This is a genomic window from Miltoncostaea oceani (genome assembly GCF_018141545.1).
GTDB lineage: Bacteria > Actinomycetota > Thermoleophilia > Miltoncostaeales > Miltoncostaeaceae > Miltoncostaea > Miltoncostaea oceani.
Window position 1 is genome coordinate 568,072 of sequence record NZ_CP064357.1, and the last position, 14,717, is coordinate 582,788.

The window sequence follows — 14,717 nt, forward strand, 5'->3', positions numbered from 1 at the left end:
GGGCCCGGCGCTCTCTAACGCCGGGCAGGCCGCTTTGCCCAGGTACATCACAAACCCCGTGCGCGCCAGGTGACAGAAGCTCTTACGGCGCTTGACTGAACACGACGACGCATTGGGAGCCGACGGCCCTCAGGGACGGCACCAGGCGGTGGCGTCAGCCTGCCGGCCTCGTGGCCCGTTGTCGGCATGTGCGTCACTCAGTCGAACTGGATGGCGTACCCCTGCCCCTGGCGGATCCTGGTGGCGTACTCACGGGTCGCGGGACGGAGGCGGCTGTAGACGGTGTCCCGGTAGGACATCCTCGCCCATGGCCCGACCGTGAAAGGCAACTCGCGGCCGCGGGCGAGGCGCTTGAGCACGGGGTCGTCCTCGACGATCGAGGATCCGCCTCCGCTGCCGCCATCGGTCGCCTCATCGGCGGCGTCGGTCGTTGTGTCCACAGCGTCGTCGGTCGCATCGGTCGCCGCGTCCACCGCCTCGTCGGCGGCCTCGGTTGCGGTGTCGACCGCGCCCCCGCCGTTCTCGACGGCGTCGTCACCGGCCTCAGTGACCGTGTCGCGTGCCTCGTCGCCGGCGTTCGTGACGGCATCGATGCTGCTGTCCACCGTCCCCGATATGGAGTCGTCATCCCCCGTTGCGACGACAGCGATCGCGACGCCGCCGATGACGAGCAGCGCGACAAGGGCCGCCAGCCAGCCAAGGCCACGGCGGCGCCGACGCGGCGGCTCGGAGGGTCCGTCACCGGGTGCGCGTGTCGCCATTGAATCCTCCTGATCCTGGTTTCGCGGTTCGCGCGTCGTAGCGGGGTTCGATCAGAGGCTTGGGATCTTGCCGCCGAACCCGCCGAGTAGGTCCTTCGGGTCGACTCCGAACTTGGCGAGGAGTCCAGCGTCGCGGTCCGTGTCGACCTCATCCGGGAGTTCGCCCCGTGCCAGCTCGGCGCGATCGCCGTCGCCCCGCCCCTGCAACAGCTCGATGATCTGGTCCTTGGGGATCTTCATGTCGTGCACCTCTTGGTCGCGCCGCCCGGCCCTCGCGGGCCGGGCGGCTGTCAGGCCCGTCTCCGGAAGGGAGCGGACAGTGGTTCAGGCGCTCAGTGGGTGGAGCCCGAGACGGCGCCGGGGCCAGGGCCCGTGGTGCCGCCCTCCCCCTCGGACCGCTTCTGATCCACCTTCTCCTGGGCCTCGTCCTTGCGCTCGGCGGCTCGGTCCTTGGCGAGCGCGAGCTCCTCCTTGGCCTGCGGCATCGCCTGCTGCCCCTTCTCGTAGGCCCCGTCGAGCAGCCGCTGCGCGGCGTTGCGACCGCCGAGGCCGAAGGCGAGTGCCGCGGCGAGGACGATGCCGCCGAGCACGATGTAGAACATGCCGACGACGATCTGGGTGGCGATCTCGAGCTGCACCAGCGCCATGAAGACGGCGACGGTCAGCACGAGCACCGGAACGATGCTCGCGGCGATCTTGCCGAGGGCCGTGTCGCCCATCAGCTTCGCGATGGCGCCGCCGACGATGCCGGCGATCGCGATCGCGACGACGAGGATGATGATCGCGGCGACGACGTTGGGCAGGTACGCCACTACCGCGGCGACGGCGTTGTTGAGGGCCTCGATGCCGAGCGTCGAGATGGCCAGCAGGACACCGGTCAGGAACACGAACCAGAACGCGATCGACGCGATCACCGCGCTCGGGGTGAACCCCGATGCGTACTGGGTGACGTATTCACCGTACTTGCCCGACCGCACGGCCCGGTCGATGCCCGCGGAGGACAGCGCCTTGGCGATGACCTTGCGGACGATCTTTGCCACCACATAGAAGATGAGGAGGATCACCAGCGCGCCGATCAGACGCGGCAACCAGGTGAACAGCTCATCGGAGAAGTTCTGGAAGCTGTCGCCGATGTCGAGTGCGAGGATCATTCAAGACTTCCTTCCGTTGTTGTCGTCTCCCCAGCCCTCACCGGTGGTGCCGGCTGCGAGGGTCGGGTGTGTTCTGCCGGCCGGTGACGACGCGGTAGAGGATCAGCAGGATCAACGCGCCGACGATGGCGGTGATCCAGGTGGAGAGGTCGAAGAACTCATCGATCGGGTCCGCATCGAGGAGCAGCCCGGCGAGGAACCCACCGGCGAGGGCGCCGGCGACGCCGACCAGCATCGTCAGGACGATTCCGCCGGGGTCCCTTCCCGGCATGGTCGCCTTGGCGATGAGGCCGGCCAGCAGGCCGAGAACCACGAACGCGATGAATCCCATCAACTGCTCGCCGTGTCGTCGTGGCCGACGGCGTGGACCTCGGCGCTGCCCGGTTCAACGGGCCTGCACACGCCGTGGAGGAGGTCATGCGAACCTCCGCGGTCGGACGGTCTGGAGTCGTCCGCGGGATCGGTCACGTCGAGCTCCAAACGGGTGCCCAAGTGCACCGTTCCGCGCACACGCAGGCGACGCGCAGCTCCTCCTCGCACCGGGTCAGGGAATCCCCCATGCCGTCGTACCTTTCGCCAGGGGCGGCGCGGGTCGCGTCACCGTTCGGAGGGCCCCTCTACCCCCGCGGCACCCCGCCAACCGCGGATCCTTGACATCTCGCGAAATGCGCCACGGGGCCCACGCGGTGCTGTCTCACATCGTCCGCGACGGGTGCACCGGTGCCGGTCGTGCGGCAAGCTGGAGGAGTGCCGGACATCCCTGAAACGGACCCCGAGTCCCCGCGGGGCCAGCGCCGCGCCGACGCGGTGCGCAGCCGGGAGCGGATCATCGCCGCCGCCGAGCGACTCCTCCGCCAGTCCACCGCCGTCACCGTCGGGGAGATCGCCGCAGCGGCCGGTGTGTCTCGTGCGACGGTTTACCGGCACTTCGGGGGTCGCGAGGGCGTCCTCGGCGCCGTCTCCGGCGACGCCGACATGCCGCGTGCGGTGGACGAGGGCAAGCACCAGCCCGCCGGGCGTCTGGGGCGGTCACGGCCGGTGGTGCTCGACCCGATCCACGTGCTCGACGTGGTGCCCCCCGCGCAGCTGCCCAGTCAGCTCGTCGCTGAGGCGCGACGCGTCGCCCAGGTACCCGTCGCCCTCTACGTCCTCGACATCGACGGGACGCACCTGCTGCGTGTCGCCGGCCCGGATGACTTACCGGACGCGATCGAGACCCCGCTCGCCGTGGGGCCGGAACTCGATGCCGACGGACTCGGACAGGTACATGAGCGGTTGCGACAGTTCCCCGGGACCCACATCTTCCCGCTGTGGTTGAGGGGACGGGCGATCGGTGTCCTGATCGCGCTCGGGCAACCCGCCGACTCCCTGCTCGACATGGCGCGACAGGCCGCCGCCGCGATCACACTCGCCGACCGCTACACCGACGCCTTCGCGCAGGCGCAACGCCGCAAGCGACCACTCGCGGCGGCGGAGATCCAGCAGAGCCTCCTGCCCCCGCGGATCTCGCGGGTCTCCGGGGGTGAGGTCGCCGGCAACGTCCTCCCGTGTTACGACGTGGCAGGCGACTGGTTCGATGTCGTGGAGAACACCGACGGATTGTGGATCACCCTCGCCGATGGGCTCGGGGGATCGACCGTCGCCGCCGCCAGCAGCGCCGTCGCGCTCGGCGCACTCCGCGCGAGCCGAAGAAGCGGCGCCGATGTCCCGGAGGCGTTGATCGCCATGCACCAGACCCTCCGTGAGATGCCCGGGCCGCGCGCCGAGATGACGGCACTCGCGATTCACTGGGACTCGGGGACGTCGACGCTCAGGATGGTGAGCTGCGGCCACGTCCCCCCCGTCATCATCCGCGCCGACGGGTCCGCAGAGCGCGTCCACATCCCGGCAGGACGGGGCCTTGGTGGGCGCGCCAGCCCGAACCCCGAGGAGGTCAGGTCTACCCTGGGAGTGGGCGATCGCCTCGTGATGGTCTCCGACGGCGTCGTTCGGTCAGGCCCCGGGCAGGCGGGCATCGGCGTGGACGGCCTGATCCGGGCGGCGCTGCGAGCCGGGAGGACTGCATCCGCGACGGTCCGGGAGATCCACACCGAAGTCCTCCGCTCAAGCCCCGAGGGGCTCGCAGACGACGCGACCGCAGTGTGCCTGTCCCTCTGAGACCGGACGGTCGGTCGACACCGCCAGGCGACGACGGATGACGCGCCCTCGGGCGCAGAGCCTCCCCCTGGGGACGCCCCAGCGAAGGCCACCACCAGGACGAACCGGGGGGTCCGGCTGTTCGCGTGTGGCCCGCCGTCAGGGCGTCAGGCCACACGCCCCAAGGAGCGGGATGTGCTCGATGCGTGCACGGTCCACGACGAGGCGACCGCCGTGCGAGTGAAGATTGCGATGCGCTCGCCGGAGCAGGGCAAGACCGACGGCGTCGATGACCTCGACCGCTCGTAGATCCACATGGACGGTGGCCGAGGTCTCCGCAGATACCGACTCGAGCATCGCCGCGGCATCGGCCGCTCCCCAGATGTCGAGGTCACCCGAGAGGACCAGCAGAACGACTCCGTCATCGGTTCGGACGGCGGACGCGCTCACGCGACATCCGTCCAGTCCATGATCTGCAAGCGCATCGCTTCTCACTCCGGTCGACCGACGTTCGTTCCTACCCGCGCGGCGTGGGAACCCGAACCCCCAAGCCGTTGAGGTCGCCGGCGGGTGGGCGCGCGCCCCGACCACAGGACGCGCGCCACCCACCGACCCGGGGTCAGCTGACCACGGGCACCCGCGTGTTGATGGCCGGGTCGTCGGGGGTCCGCTTGGACACCTCGTCGAACGAGTAGAAGCTGCCGGGGGCGGAGCCCTCGGCGCCGAAGCCGAAGCCGGCCGCCTGCAACTGCGCGACGGCCGTCTCGATCCGGGTGAAGCCCTTCTGACCGACGTTCGGGGCGTCCAGCGCCTCCTCGCGCTGACTGAACTTCATGAAGACGCGGTCGTTGCCGAGCTTGCCCAGCGACTGGCGGGCGAGCGCCCGGTGCACGGCCTCGGCACCCATGAACTCGGCGGTCGTGGCCGCGAGGGCCCCGCTGCCGCGGTTGCCGAACTCGATCGTCCCGATCAGGTAGGCGTTGATGAAGATCTGGTCGCCGACCTCGAGGGTGCTGAGCAGGCCCTCGCGGCTCGCGAACACCGCGTCCGGCACCCAGATCTTCTTGGTGACCGGCCGGCCGCCGACGCCCTTGCTCGTCAGCACCTGGTAGTGGATGAGCTCCTCACGCGCCGCGGCCTTGATGTTGGCCTGCGTCACGTCGTCGCCACCCAGGCCGCGCTCCCAGCCGATGGTGTTGACGATCGTCGCCAGCACCTCGGCGGTCGCCGCGACGTTCAGGATGGTCTGCGGGTCGTTGCGCACCCGGCCGTGCTTGCCCTTGGTGGCCGAGGCCACGCCCGGGATCGCGAGCAGGCCGAGGCCACCGAGGGTCGCCGTGGCACCTGCGACGAACTGGCGGCGCGTCGAGGCGGACTCCCCGGCGTGCTGCTCCTCGATGGACTTCCCGACGAGGTCGAGAGGATCTGACATTCCTTGCCTTCCGTCGTGTTGCGTGGATGCGGCCCGGAAAAGGCGCGAGAGGTCGCGCCCTGGATGGCTCAGCCGCGGAGGCCGAGCGGCGGGGTCGGACCGCGGGTCACCAGCCACGCGCTGAGGCGCTCGCCGGCACGCTTCGCGACCGGGAGGGTGAACCGGCCGCGGGCGGTCAGGGTCACCCGGTCGGGGACACGTCCCACCAGCGACCGCGGCACCCCGAGGGCGATCGTCGCGAACGGGATGTGCGGCCGGACCTCGGCCACCACCCCCGTGCGTCCCGGGCCCGCGGGCCGCAGGACGATGCGCGGACGCAACGTCAACTCGAACGTCGAACGGCCGATCGGAGGGCCGTAACGGCGGGCGGAGCGCGGACCGACCCCCGGCCACACCACCCACACATAGGTGCGTCCCTGGCGCAGCACACCCTCCGGCACCCGCAGACGGTTGCCCGTCGGCCACGCGTTCAGCACGCGGCGGGTGCCGCGGAAGACCTGCACGTTGTAGTGACCGGCCCCCCGCGTCGCGCGCCAGCGCAACGTCGGCGTCTGCCACGGGAGCCAGCTCGCCGCACCGGGGCTCAGCAGACGGCCGAACGCGGCCGCCACCTCCCCCGGGGCCGGCGGCGCGGCGGCGACCGCCGGCGGCCGCGCCGCGGGGTCCTCGTCGATCGGGACCACCGGGACGGGCGTGAGGTCCACCGCCGGCTCGGGGTCGCCGGTCGCCGGGTCCTCCACCGGGGCGATCGGCGCCGGGTCGGTGCCCTCCGCCGGGGGCGGCGCCAGCCCCGGAAGCTCCCCACGCAGGTCGACCTGCGCCTCGGCGCCCCAGTCGGCGCAGTCGCTCGGCTTCTCACCCATGCACGCGTCGCCCACCGCCACCGGGGACGGTGACGGCCGCCCGTCCGGCGCCACGGCCGCCACGGGGACCGCGGCGGCGATCGGGCCGCCGAGGAACCGCTCCGGCACCGCGACCGGGATGTCGGCGACGGCCACCCCCGGGGCGACCAACGCGATGGCCCCGGCGAGTGCCGGGGGCACGACGCGGAGGAGGGCGGACCTGCGGCGGGGAGGCGGCATCACACCGGGGTTCGCAGCACCCGCCCCGGCGGATCACCCGACTGCGGGAACGTAAGCCGGCGGCGTTCCGTTAGACCGGTCCTGAGTGAGAAACGCCACCCACTGGCAGGCGGGCCCACTCCGCCGGTAGCCGCGAGGGATGGTGCGACGGCACAGGCGGACGAGGAACGCGGTTGCGTGAGGGCCGGAAAGAAGTAGATGCGCGCTTGCTCTGGTTTGCCATTTTATTTCGGCGCGGCGCCCTTGATTTCCGGCTCCCGTGAAGCGGGCGCCCCCCGACGGGGCTGCGTGCCGCGTGCTGTGGACTTGCCGCGATCGGGGACGGCGGGAATGCGAGCCCCCTGACTACCCCCCCTGCACCGATATCCGTGCCATCACCCTCGGGCGCCCGGTCGGTACGTCAGGGCCTCGCTATACCGCCCTGGATCTAGAAGGCGGCTCGGGCCCCGGAAGGACCGCCGCGATGGTCAAACCGCCCGCGGCGTCGACGCCCGACCCGTTGAGGCTATCCGCCGGACCGCGTCGATCGGCAGGTGCACATAGAGGCCGTGAGCGAGCACCACGCAGACGCCGTCGTCGACGAAGCGCACCATCGCGACATCCCCTGACGCGAGGGCCCTCAACGAGCCCCGCCCGACGTGAACACGCCGGAGGACCTCAACCTCGTCACCCGGTCGCAGTCCATGAGCCACGGTCACCAACCCCAAGGGGGAACACCCGATGCCGTCGGACCCTAGACCGACGTTTGCCGCGACGCCACAACTCAAAAGTGCGTGAATCGTCGGCGGTCCGGTGGGCGTGATCGCCTAGGTGCGCCAAAGAGATTCACCGGCGCACCTGCGTGAATCTCAGGTGCGTGGCTCCGCGGCTTCCCCTGCGCTCCGCTCGGCTCCCGCGTCCGGCAGACTGGCGCGACACGACCCGAACACCCGGAGGGAGTCGATGGAGCTCGCAGACGCGATCCGCAAGCGACGCGCGGTCCGCACCTACACCGACCGCCCGGTCGATGACGAGACGATCGACCGCCTGCTGCGGCTCGCGCTCCGCGCACCCAGCGGTGGCGGCCAGCAGGCGTGGAGCCTGCTCGTCGTGCGCGACCCCGAGAAGCGCCTCGCCGTCGCCGAGCTGATCATCGCCGGTGGCGCCCAGTACTTCGCGCTGATGCGCCCGCAGAAGGACGCGAGCGACGAGGAGCACGCCGCGTGGGCGCGCGACTACGCCGAGACCGTGATGGCGACGTACCGGCAGGTGCCGGCCTTCGTCGTCGGGCTGCTCGTGCCGCGCGGCTACCCCGAGGGCTTCCCCGGCGGGTACGAGGACGACCTGATCTCGCTGGCGTTCGCCTTCGAGAACCTGATGCTGGTGGCGCGCGAGGCCGGGCTCGGCAGCGTCCCGATCACCGCGTTCCAGCGGTGGGAGAAGGGGCGCCTGCGGGAGATCCTCGGCGTCCCCGAGGAGGTCGACCCGGCCATCGTCAGCCCGATCGGCTACCCCGAGTCGTTCCCGACCGGCCTCGCCCCGGCGCTGAAGCGCAACTTCCGCCCGTGGCGCGCCCTGGTCCACGACGACGCGTACGGCAACACGCGGGCCTGATCCACAACGGCGCGCCCCCCCGGGGGGCGGCGCGCCGTGCGGGCCCGCACGGCCCGGCGCGACCGTTAGGGCGACAGTACGTCCGGTCCGCCGAGCGCCGAGGCGCCTGTGAATCGCTGGCCGCTTCGCGGCACGCGCAAGCGTAAGCCACTCTCCCGCAGGGGGTCTAACCGTTAGAGGGCGCCGAGCAGCCAGTCGCCTCGGCGCGGAACACGAGGATCTGTTTGAGCTCCGCCGTTCGATGCGAACCCAACGCCAATCGACGGACCCAAGGTCGTGGGCGACAGCCACCGCTTCCCACCCGGGCGGGCGGCCAGTTCGCGTGAGCCCCTCTCGCGCGACACTGCCTGCAGACAGACGAGAAGAAGCCGTCGTCGCCGCTGTCGGCAGCGACGGGACGAACGTGCAGCCGGTTCGTATCGCAGCGGACCGGGGAACATGGGGGCTCGGTATTCAAGCGCGGAGGAAACATGTCCGACGAGAAGATCCGGAAGGACGAAGAGGACCTCAGTAAGGGGCCGACCCCTGAGACCCGGCGAGCAGACGGGGAGCCTGAGAAGGACCGGGACACCAGCGACGGCCCGACGCCGGAGACGCGCGAGGCGGACCGCCGCTCCTAACCCCAGGCACGATCACTGGGAAGCCGCGAATCTCTTGGTTGGAGCTCGGCTCTGGGCGGGGTGGAACGAGGTCGTCAACATCGCTCCACCCCGTCCCGTTCGCGCGGTCTGAGGTGTTCGCCGGACGGTCCACTCCAACCGTGGACTGCTCCCCATCTCGAGCGGTGACTTAGGACTGATCGGGGTCGTCCGGCAGGCGGCTTGGGGTGCGACCCGCGGCACCGTCGGGGGCGGATCGCCCTCCGACGGTGCCGTGCCACGGCAGGTTCGGCTGGTCCCCCGTCAGACGATCAGGGGGGTGATCGCGGTCGTCACCTCCTCGACCGTGAGGGTCGGGTCGAAGGCGTTCGGCGCCGGCTGGGCGCCGTTCAGGAGGCGGATGATCGCCGCATGGCGCGCCTCGATCTGGACGATCGAGCCCGCCGCCCCCAGGACCTCGGCGCTCTGGATCATCGGGCCGGCGCCGTTGTAGGCGCTCACCCCGGTGTCCTCAAGCGTCTGCGCGAGCGTCAGGAACGTCTTCTGGTTGGTGATGGGGAAGCTGAACTCCGGCATCGCCGCCGGCGTCCCTCCGAGGGCGGTGATCGTCTCGGTCAGGGCCGTCACGTGCGCGGCCTCGTCCTCGCCGAACCGCGTCGCGAACGTCTTCACGTCCCCGCCGAGGTCCAGGCCGGCGGCCTCCTCGTAGAAGGCGGCCTCCAGGTACTCGAGGGTGAGGGCGAAGTTCAGGATGTCCAGGTCCCCGGCCTCCGACTGCGCGAGCGCCCTCGACACGAAGGGCGACACGAAGCCGGCGCCGTAGACGGCGCCGGCGGCGAGGGCCCCCCGCAGAACGAACGCGCTCCGCGTCATCCCACGGACCTCGACCCCTTCGAGCTCAGGCGAAGCAAGCGTGAATCCACTGGTCATGTTGCGACTCCGATCGGGTGGGGTGGGATCAGCCGGTGATGAACGGGGAGGCGAGCGCGAGGACGTCCTCAGCCGACGCCCCGTTGGCGAACGCGCCGTCCGGCAGGGTCCCGAAGTAGGCGTCCGGCACCGCGCCCTCGGCGCCCGCGCCGGGGCCACCCGCGAAGTCGTTGCCGACCACCAGGTTCAGCGCCGCGGCGTGCCGGGCCTCGACGCTGTGGATCGCGAGGGCCGCGGCCAGGATCTCCGGGCTCTGGATGTTGGCGGCCTGCCCCAGGTACGCGGCCGCGCCGAGGTTCTCCACGTTCGCCGCCAGACCGGCGACGGCGTCGGGGCCCATGTCGAACACCGCCGTGAAGTCCGTCGTCGGCTTCGGCGCCGCCATGCCGAGGCTGTTCGCCACCTCGCGGAGGGCGACCACGTGCTGTGCCTCGTGATCGCCGAACATCTTCAACGTCGCCGCGTACTGGGCGTACTTCGTGCCCGCGAAGATCTTGCTGGAGATCACCTGGGCGTAGAAGTCCGCCTCGATGTGCTCGAGCGTCAACGCGTAGTTGACGATGCCGAGGTCCCCGTCGCCGAAGCTCGCCGGGGGGGCGCCCACCGGGGCGGCCGCCGTCGTCGCCGCGGCGGTGGACGTCGAACCGGCGGAGTCGTCGTCATCGCCGCACGCGGCGAGCAGGAGGCCGAAGGCACCGGCCGCGCCGGCCCCGCCGACCATCTTCAGGAACCTGCGCCGGGCGACCGGGTCGTTCGCCAACCGGTCGACCGCCTTCTCGGTACCCGGATCGGTGTCCAGGGGAGTGCGAGTGGCCATCTGCGTGCTCCGTCTCTCGAGGCTGCGGACCGTGGGGTCCATGGGCCGTGCGGACGTGATCGAGCACGGGCGGAAGGCGGGGCGAGGGGCCTTGAGACGTCAGCCATCACGGCGGTCCCGTCGCGCTAGGAGACCGGTCGCACCCCTCGCCATCACCTAATGGGATCCCGTGGTCGTGTCCATGTGCAGGACACCGCCGGGGGTCTGGGGCGGCGTGTCCTCACGCCGGGCGTGAGGCCTACGCGGTGATATCCACCCCGCAGCGAACACGCTATCGAAGTAGGAGGGGCACGGTAACCGGATCCGGGCCGCGTTCTCCGTCTGCCCCACACGCTTGCCGCCGCGGGGGCGGGTGGTCCCTGCCGAGGCGGCTACACCGCCGGCAGGGACTACCGCGGACCCTCGGCCACGGGCCACGCGCATCGTCGGGGGGCGCCGCCCTCGCCTACCCACCGCATCCCGCGCCTACCCCCCGCGCCGGCGGTCCCGCTCCAACGCGCGATCCTCCACGAAGGCGAGGTCCGCCGTCGCCGCCAGGACGACCTCGTCGAGGACCACCCGTTCGCTGGGTAACTGATTGAACCGCCGCCGACGCGACTCACTGGCTTCAACGGCTTGGAGTGCGTCCTCGACCTGCTGGCGCAGGGCATCGGCGCGCGCAACCGGATCCGGCGCCTCCTCTCCCAGGATCCGCTCCCATCGGTTCATCCCGCCACGGTACGCCGCGGGCGGCTGCCCGCTGCCACCCAGAGGGATAGGGCGAGGGCAGAAAAGGACAGTCCGCCCCACCGACGCAGTGGCCTCTCGGATCGGTTCCCGCGCGACGTCGCCGGGGTGGGGACGTCAGATGGCCCCCTCGAACGCCGATGGGAGGTCCGTGCCCCTCTCTCCCCTTCCGGGCCCTCCATGCCGGACGAGGAGACGGGCAGGGCGACGGGACGGATCCCGCCGCGGAACTCGCCAGGGAGGGCGCCGGGGATGGACTTCCCACCGCTGGAGGTGTGGGAGAGGGACGTCGCGTTCTCGGTCTACGAGAGCCTCAGGCGGGACCTCTCCCACACCGACCCGACAGAACTGTGGGTGCGGCTGTCGCCCCTCACCGCCTGCCAACGGGCGCTCGTCTACCGTTGCATCGCCCGTGCCGCAACGGATTCGCTCGGCGGGTCAAGCGAGGACCCATAGGATCACGAGGTGTCAACCCTCATCGTCATGGGCGACCTTGAGCAGGCCGGCGACCCGCTGGAAGGCACCCAGCTGTGGCGAATAGATTTCCTGGGCTGGGACGTCGTCCATAGGTTTCTCACTGAGATGAGGTGCGTGCCGCGCCGATACATCTTGCTTGCCGACGGACAGATCCTCGCCGCCGGGAGAACAGACGCACCGCACCTGGCCCCGGGTGAGACCTTTCGGCTTAGCGTGAGCGAACCGGAGGCCGGGTAAGGGGCGAGTTCGAGCAATGCTGGAGCGATCTCCTCGCCGCTTGACCGGGCGTGATCCCCGAAGCGTGGGCAACCGCGACACGAGCGTCAGGGACTGACCACCACCCTGACGTCGACATCGGCAACCTTGAGACGTCCGCCTTCCTGACCGGCAGCAGCGGCTCGCTCGGTCGTCCCGCCAGAACAGATGAACGGGCTGAGGGCTCTGACCGACCCGGTGGTCGGGACATCGACTGGTTGCCTGCCGGAGTGAGCGAGGCGTCCCCCGTGACCGAGGTCCAGGGTACGTGCGGTCGGTTGCGCCCGGTCGCCTCCCGCCGCGTCGGCGCCGTCCGTGGCAGCCGATACCCCTGGCGTCCTCGCAACCCGCCTCATCCACGCGAGGCCATCGCCGAACGCGTGGATCCCCGTCCTCTCGGAGCCGCCACCCCTCACCGGCACCGAAGCAGGCCCACAGAGGGACAGCGCGGCGCCAGGAGGCGACCACGGGGCAACGTCTCGCCTCAGTCCGCGAGGCCCTCAGCGCACCGGTCGATGGCGGCGATTGCTCGCCGGAGGTCGTCCCGCGCGAACTCCGCAACCCGCGCGGTGTCGACGATGCGACCCTCGCGGGCATAGACACCAGCCAAGTCCAGGAAGTCGAGTGCGGACACGTACGCGGTACCGGCACGATCGAGACACCCATCGGCGGCACGGTCGACGCGCTCCTGGAGCCCTCGTCGCTCGCGATCGGCGATTTCCGCGAGGGGCAGGATCGACGCCGACAGGCACGCATCGCTCGCGCACCGCTCCACACGACGCAGACGCGGTTCGACTGTCTCGATGCCCTCAGAGATCGCGCGACGCAGGTCGCGATCGGCCTCCTCCAGCCCGGCGATGATCTGCCGCTCGCGCGACAGCGTACGTCCATCGAGGGGGACCGAAACGATTGGCGGGACGACATCCGGCTCGTCGCCCCCGCAGCCGGTGAGCGCACTGACAAGCAGAACGGTCAACAGCACCTTCGAGGCCCGGACCCTTCTGATCCCCACCCTCCCTTCCAGGTCACCGGTCGCTCATTGACCCGCGGGACGAGCTCCCGTCTCGAGGTATAGCCGAATGCTGCAGCGATCGGCGCGACGTCGGGTCGGCAGGCGCTGAGGATCGCGCGCCCGGATGTACGCCACTCCCCGGGGCCCGGCACCCAGGTCCCCGGTGACCCTCTCGGATACGCAGAGTGTGCGGGATGCCGATAGGGCCGCCCATGGATCTTCTCGAGCCGCAGCCGCGGGCGGGACACGCCGAAACCGAGGAAAGCGCCGAGGTCGCAGGTTCAGCAGGCGGGCGACCGCAGCGTCCTGGAGACGGTCGCCGCCATCCTCGGCGAACGCCTGGACATGGACTCGACCCTCGCGGGGATCGCCTCAACAGCGCAGCGGACGCTGGGCAGCGACCGGGCGAGCTGTTTCGTGCACGACGGTGAGGACGTCAGCATCGTCGCCGTCCACACCACCGCCACGGACCCCCGTGAGCGAGGCTTCCTCACGCGTTCGGCCGGCCGGCCGCTGGTGAAGCTGCCGATCTGCCGCCTGCTGGTCGAGCAGAGCGATCCACTCCCTATCGTGGAGGACATCCAACCCGTGGGTCGGATCCCCGCGCTCGCCTTGAGCCTCTGTTCTTACCCGCTTTGCGTGGATAGAGCGGCGCCGTCGCGCCTCGCCAAGGTCGGCGTCAGGTTGGTGGAGACGGACCTCGGCTGCGATGCTCGATCCATAAAGCGCATCGGAAGCAAACCCGTTGCGGGCGTGGCAGCCGCGGCCGCCATCGGACTCGTCGCCTATGCAGCGTTCCACGACGGAAACGACGCCATGAGCCGACCGGACCCCGGCAGCACGGCCGCCGTTGCTGTCGCGACGCCAGGCCAGACGGACCTGTTCACCAGCATGGCGTGCGGGTATGGAGGTCGTGTCGCCTTCGTGTGCACCACGGCGGCCCGCAATCCTGCGCAGGTCGCCTCGGCTTGGCAGATGATGACGGGGCGCTCCGACGCGCCGCCCGAGGATCTCCTTCTTCTCGCGCGTCGGGTTGGACGTGCCTACGGCGATCCGTCCTCCCAAGTCATCGGCGCCGCCTCGACCACGCAGGTGCGCGGGTGGGCCGCAGTTGGCGCCGTCATGCGCGCGCGCGGGAGGCCCACCAACCCTGATGCTCTACCCCAGTCGCGGAGGGTCTGGTTCGTCGCGCTGCAGGGCCGCTTCATCGCAGGTCCGCCGAGCCGCAGCCCGGGCAGCCCCGGCCCCCCGACGACGCCCCTCGTGCGCACGCAGCTCGGGCTTGTCGTTGACCAGGCCACGCACGCGCCGCTGCTCATCGCGGTCACCAACCGTCCCCCGAGGCTCGATCGCCTTGACGCACCCCTGCTGAGCATTCCCTAAGGGAAATGCCCCCAGTCACCGGGGCTTGGCAGGCGGGAACGGGGGGGTGGTCCGCTGAACGCCTCGGGAGATGCCACTCGGCGGGGGCCCCGCTACTGGGCTACGGACACGGAGCTCGGCGTCCGGGACCAGCGGGCGGAGGCGGAAGGGGCCCCTTCGGCCCGATCCCCTCCCCGCGCGGCGAACACCGGGCTCGTCAACGACAACCCCTTCGCTGCCGCCTGTCACCACACCATCAGCTAACTGCGGCTCGCGGCCGGTTGGGAGGAGGCGTTCAACACCCGGATCCAGGGGGACCAGATCGAGGTGATCGGCTCCAGTGGATCCGGGTTGATCCCCCGGTAGTCGCGCGCGGTTGACCGA

General features: G+C 70.9%; 17 protein-coding genes. 5 read left to right on the plus strand and 12 right to left on the minus strand.

Annotated elements, in window-relative coordinates; all coding sequences use genetic code 11:
• Positions 1-197: 197 nt before the first annotated feature.
• From IU369_RS21710 to IU369_RS21725, 4 genes are all read right to left on the minus strand, one after another.
• Positions 198-761 (minus strand): hypothetical protein, encoded by a 564-nt coding sequence (locus IU369_RS21710; protein WP_217924531.1) that lies wholly within the window; start codon positions 759-761, stop codon positions 198-200.
• Positions 762-812: 51 nt separating this feature from the next.
• Complete coding sequence (locus IU369_RS21715; RefSeq protein ID WP_217924532.1) at positions 813-1,001, minus strand: hypothetical protein; 189 nt, start codon at positions 999-1,001, stop codon at positions 813-815.
• 92 nt (positions 1,002-1,093) lie between these two features.
• Positions 1,094-1,912 (minus strand): mechanosensitive ion channel family protein, encoded by an 819-nt coding sequence (locus tag IU369_RS21720; protein WP_217924533.1) that lies wholly within the window; start codon positions 1,910-1,912, stop codon positions 1,094-1,096.
• A gap of 37 nt (positions 1,913-1,949) precedes the next feature.
• Complete coding sequence (locus tag IU369_RS21725) at positions 1,950-2,243, minus strand: GlsB/YeaQ/YmgE family stress response membrane protein (protein WP_217924534.1); 294 nt, start codon at positions 2,241-2,243, stop codon at positions 1,950-1,952.
• A gap of 416 nt (positions 2,244-2,659) precedes the next feature.
• On the opposite strand from IU369_RS21725, the gene IU369_RS21730 reads away from it, so the two are divergent.
• Positions 2,660-4,069, plus strand: coding sequence for a SpoIIE family protein phosphatase (locus IU369_RS21730; RefSeq protein ID WP_217924535.1), 1,410 nt, complete (start codon positions 2,660-2,662; stop codon positions 4,067-4,069).
• A 138-nt stretch (positions 4,070-4,207) separates the two neighbouring features.
• On the opposite strand, the gene IU369_RS21735 is transcribed toward IU369_RS21730, so the two are convergent.
• The 4 genes from IU369_RS21735 to IU369_RS23705 form a co-directional block, all read right to left on the minus strand.
• The gene (locus IU369_RS21735; protein ID WP_217924536.1) at positions 4,208-4,498 is read right to left on the minus strand and encodes an STAS domain-containing protein; all 291 of its coding nucleotides are present in this window, start codon (positions 4,496-4,498) and stop codon (positions 4,208-4,210) included.
• Between the two features lie 169 nt (positions 4,499-4,667).
• Positions 4,668-5,480: a ferritin-like domain-containing protein gene (locus IU369_RS21740; RefSeq protein WP_217924537.1), complete on the minus strand. Its 813-nt coding sequence runs from the start codon at positions 5,478-5,480 to the stop codon at positions 4,668-4,670.
• Between the two features lie 68 nt (positions 5,481-5,548).
• Positions 5,549-6,523 (minus strand): hypothetical protein, encoded by a 975-nt coding sequence (locus tag IU369_RS21745; RefSeq protein WP_217924538.1) that lies wholly within the window; start codon positions 6,521-6,523, stop codon positions 5,549-5,551.
• A 506-nt stretch (positions 6,524-7,029) separates the two neighbouring features.
• Positions 7,030-7,155 carry a hypothetical protein gene (locus IU369_RS23705; RefSeq protein ID WP_281426261.1) on the minus strand — a complete coding sequence of 42 codons (126 nt, stop codon included), beginning with the start codon at positions 7,153-7,155 and terminating at the stop codon, positions 7,030-7,032.
• A gap of 349 nt (positions 7,156-7,504) precedes the next feature.
• On the opposite strand from IU369_RS23705, the gene IU369_RS21750 reads away from it, so the two are divergent.
• Positions 7,505-8,155 carry a nitroreductase family protein gene (locus IU369_RS21750; RefSeq protein ID WP_217924539.1) on the plus strand — a complete coding sequence of 217 codons (651 nt, stop codon included), beginning with the start codon at positions 7,505-7,507 and terminating at the stop codon, positions 8,153-8,155.
• A 902-nt stretch (positions 8,156-9,057) separates the two neighbouring features.
• On the opposite strand, the gene IU369_RS21755 is transcribed toward IU369_RS21750, so the two are convergent.
• The 3 genes from IU369_RS21755 to IU369_RS21765 all read right to left on the minus strand — a co-directional run bounded on the left by IU369_RS21755 (position 9,058) and on the right by IU369_RS21765 (position 11,209).
• On the minus strand, positions 9,058-9,627 hold the full coding sequence (locus tag IU369_RS21755) for a ferritin-like domain-containing protein (RefSeq protein WP_217924540.1): 570 nt from the start codon (positions 9,625-9,627) through the stop codon (positions 9,058-9,060).
• Positions 9,628-9,712: 85 nt separating this feature from the next.
• Positions 9,713-10,444 carry a ferritin-like domain-containing protein gene (locus tag IU369_RS21760; RefSeq protein WP_217924541.1) on the minus strand — a complete coding sequence of 244 codons (732 nt, stop codon included), beginning with the start codon at positions 10,442-10,444 and terminating at the stop codon, positions 9,713-9,715.
• 522 nt (positions 10,445-10,966) lie between these two features.
• The gene (locus tag IU369_RS21765; protein ID WP_217924542.1) at positions 10,967-11,209 is read right to left on the minus strand and encodes a hypothetical protein; all 243 of its coding nucleotides are present in this window, start codon (positions 11,207-11,209) and stop codon (positions 10,967-10,969) included.
• A 270-nt stretch (positions 11,210-11,479) separates the two neighbouring features.
• On the opposite strand from IU369_RS21765, the gene IU369_RS21770 reads away from it, so the two are divergent.
• Both IU369_RS21770 and IU369_RS21775 read left to right on the plus strand, forming a co-directional pair.
• Positions 11,480-11,683: a hypothetical protein gene (locus IU369_RS21770; protein WP_217924543.1), complete on the plus strand. Its 204-nt coding sequence runs from the start codon at positions 11,480-11,482 to the stop codon at positions 11,681-11,683.
• A gap of 9 nt (positions 11,684-11,692) precedes the next feature.
• Positions 11,693-11,941, plus strand: coding sequence for a DUF4981 domain-containing protein (locus IU369_RS21775; RefSeq protein WP_217924544.1), 249 nt, complete (start codon positions 11,693-11,695; stop codon positions 11,939-11,941).
• 502 nt (positions 11,942-12,443) lie between these two features.
• Here the strand turns inward: IU369_RS21775 and IU369_RS21780 are convergent.
• Complete coding sequence (locus tag IU369_RS21780) at positions 12,444-12,941, minus strand: hypothetical protein (RefSeq protein WP_217924545.1); 498 nt, start codon at positions 12,939-12,941, stop codon at positions 12,444-12,446.
• Between the two features lie 375 nt (positions 12,942-13,316).
• On the opposite strand from IU369_RS21780, the gene IU369_RS21785 reads away from it, so the two are divergent.
• Positions 13,317-14,354: a hypothetical protein gene (locus tag IU369_RS21785; protein WP_217924546.1), complete on the plus strand. Its 1,038-nt coding sequence runs from the start codon at positions 13,317-13,319 to the stop codon at positions 14,352-14,354.
• Positions 14,355-14,717 lie beyond the last annotated feature (363 nt).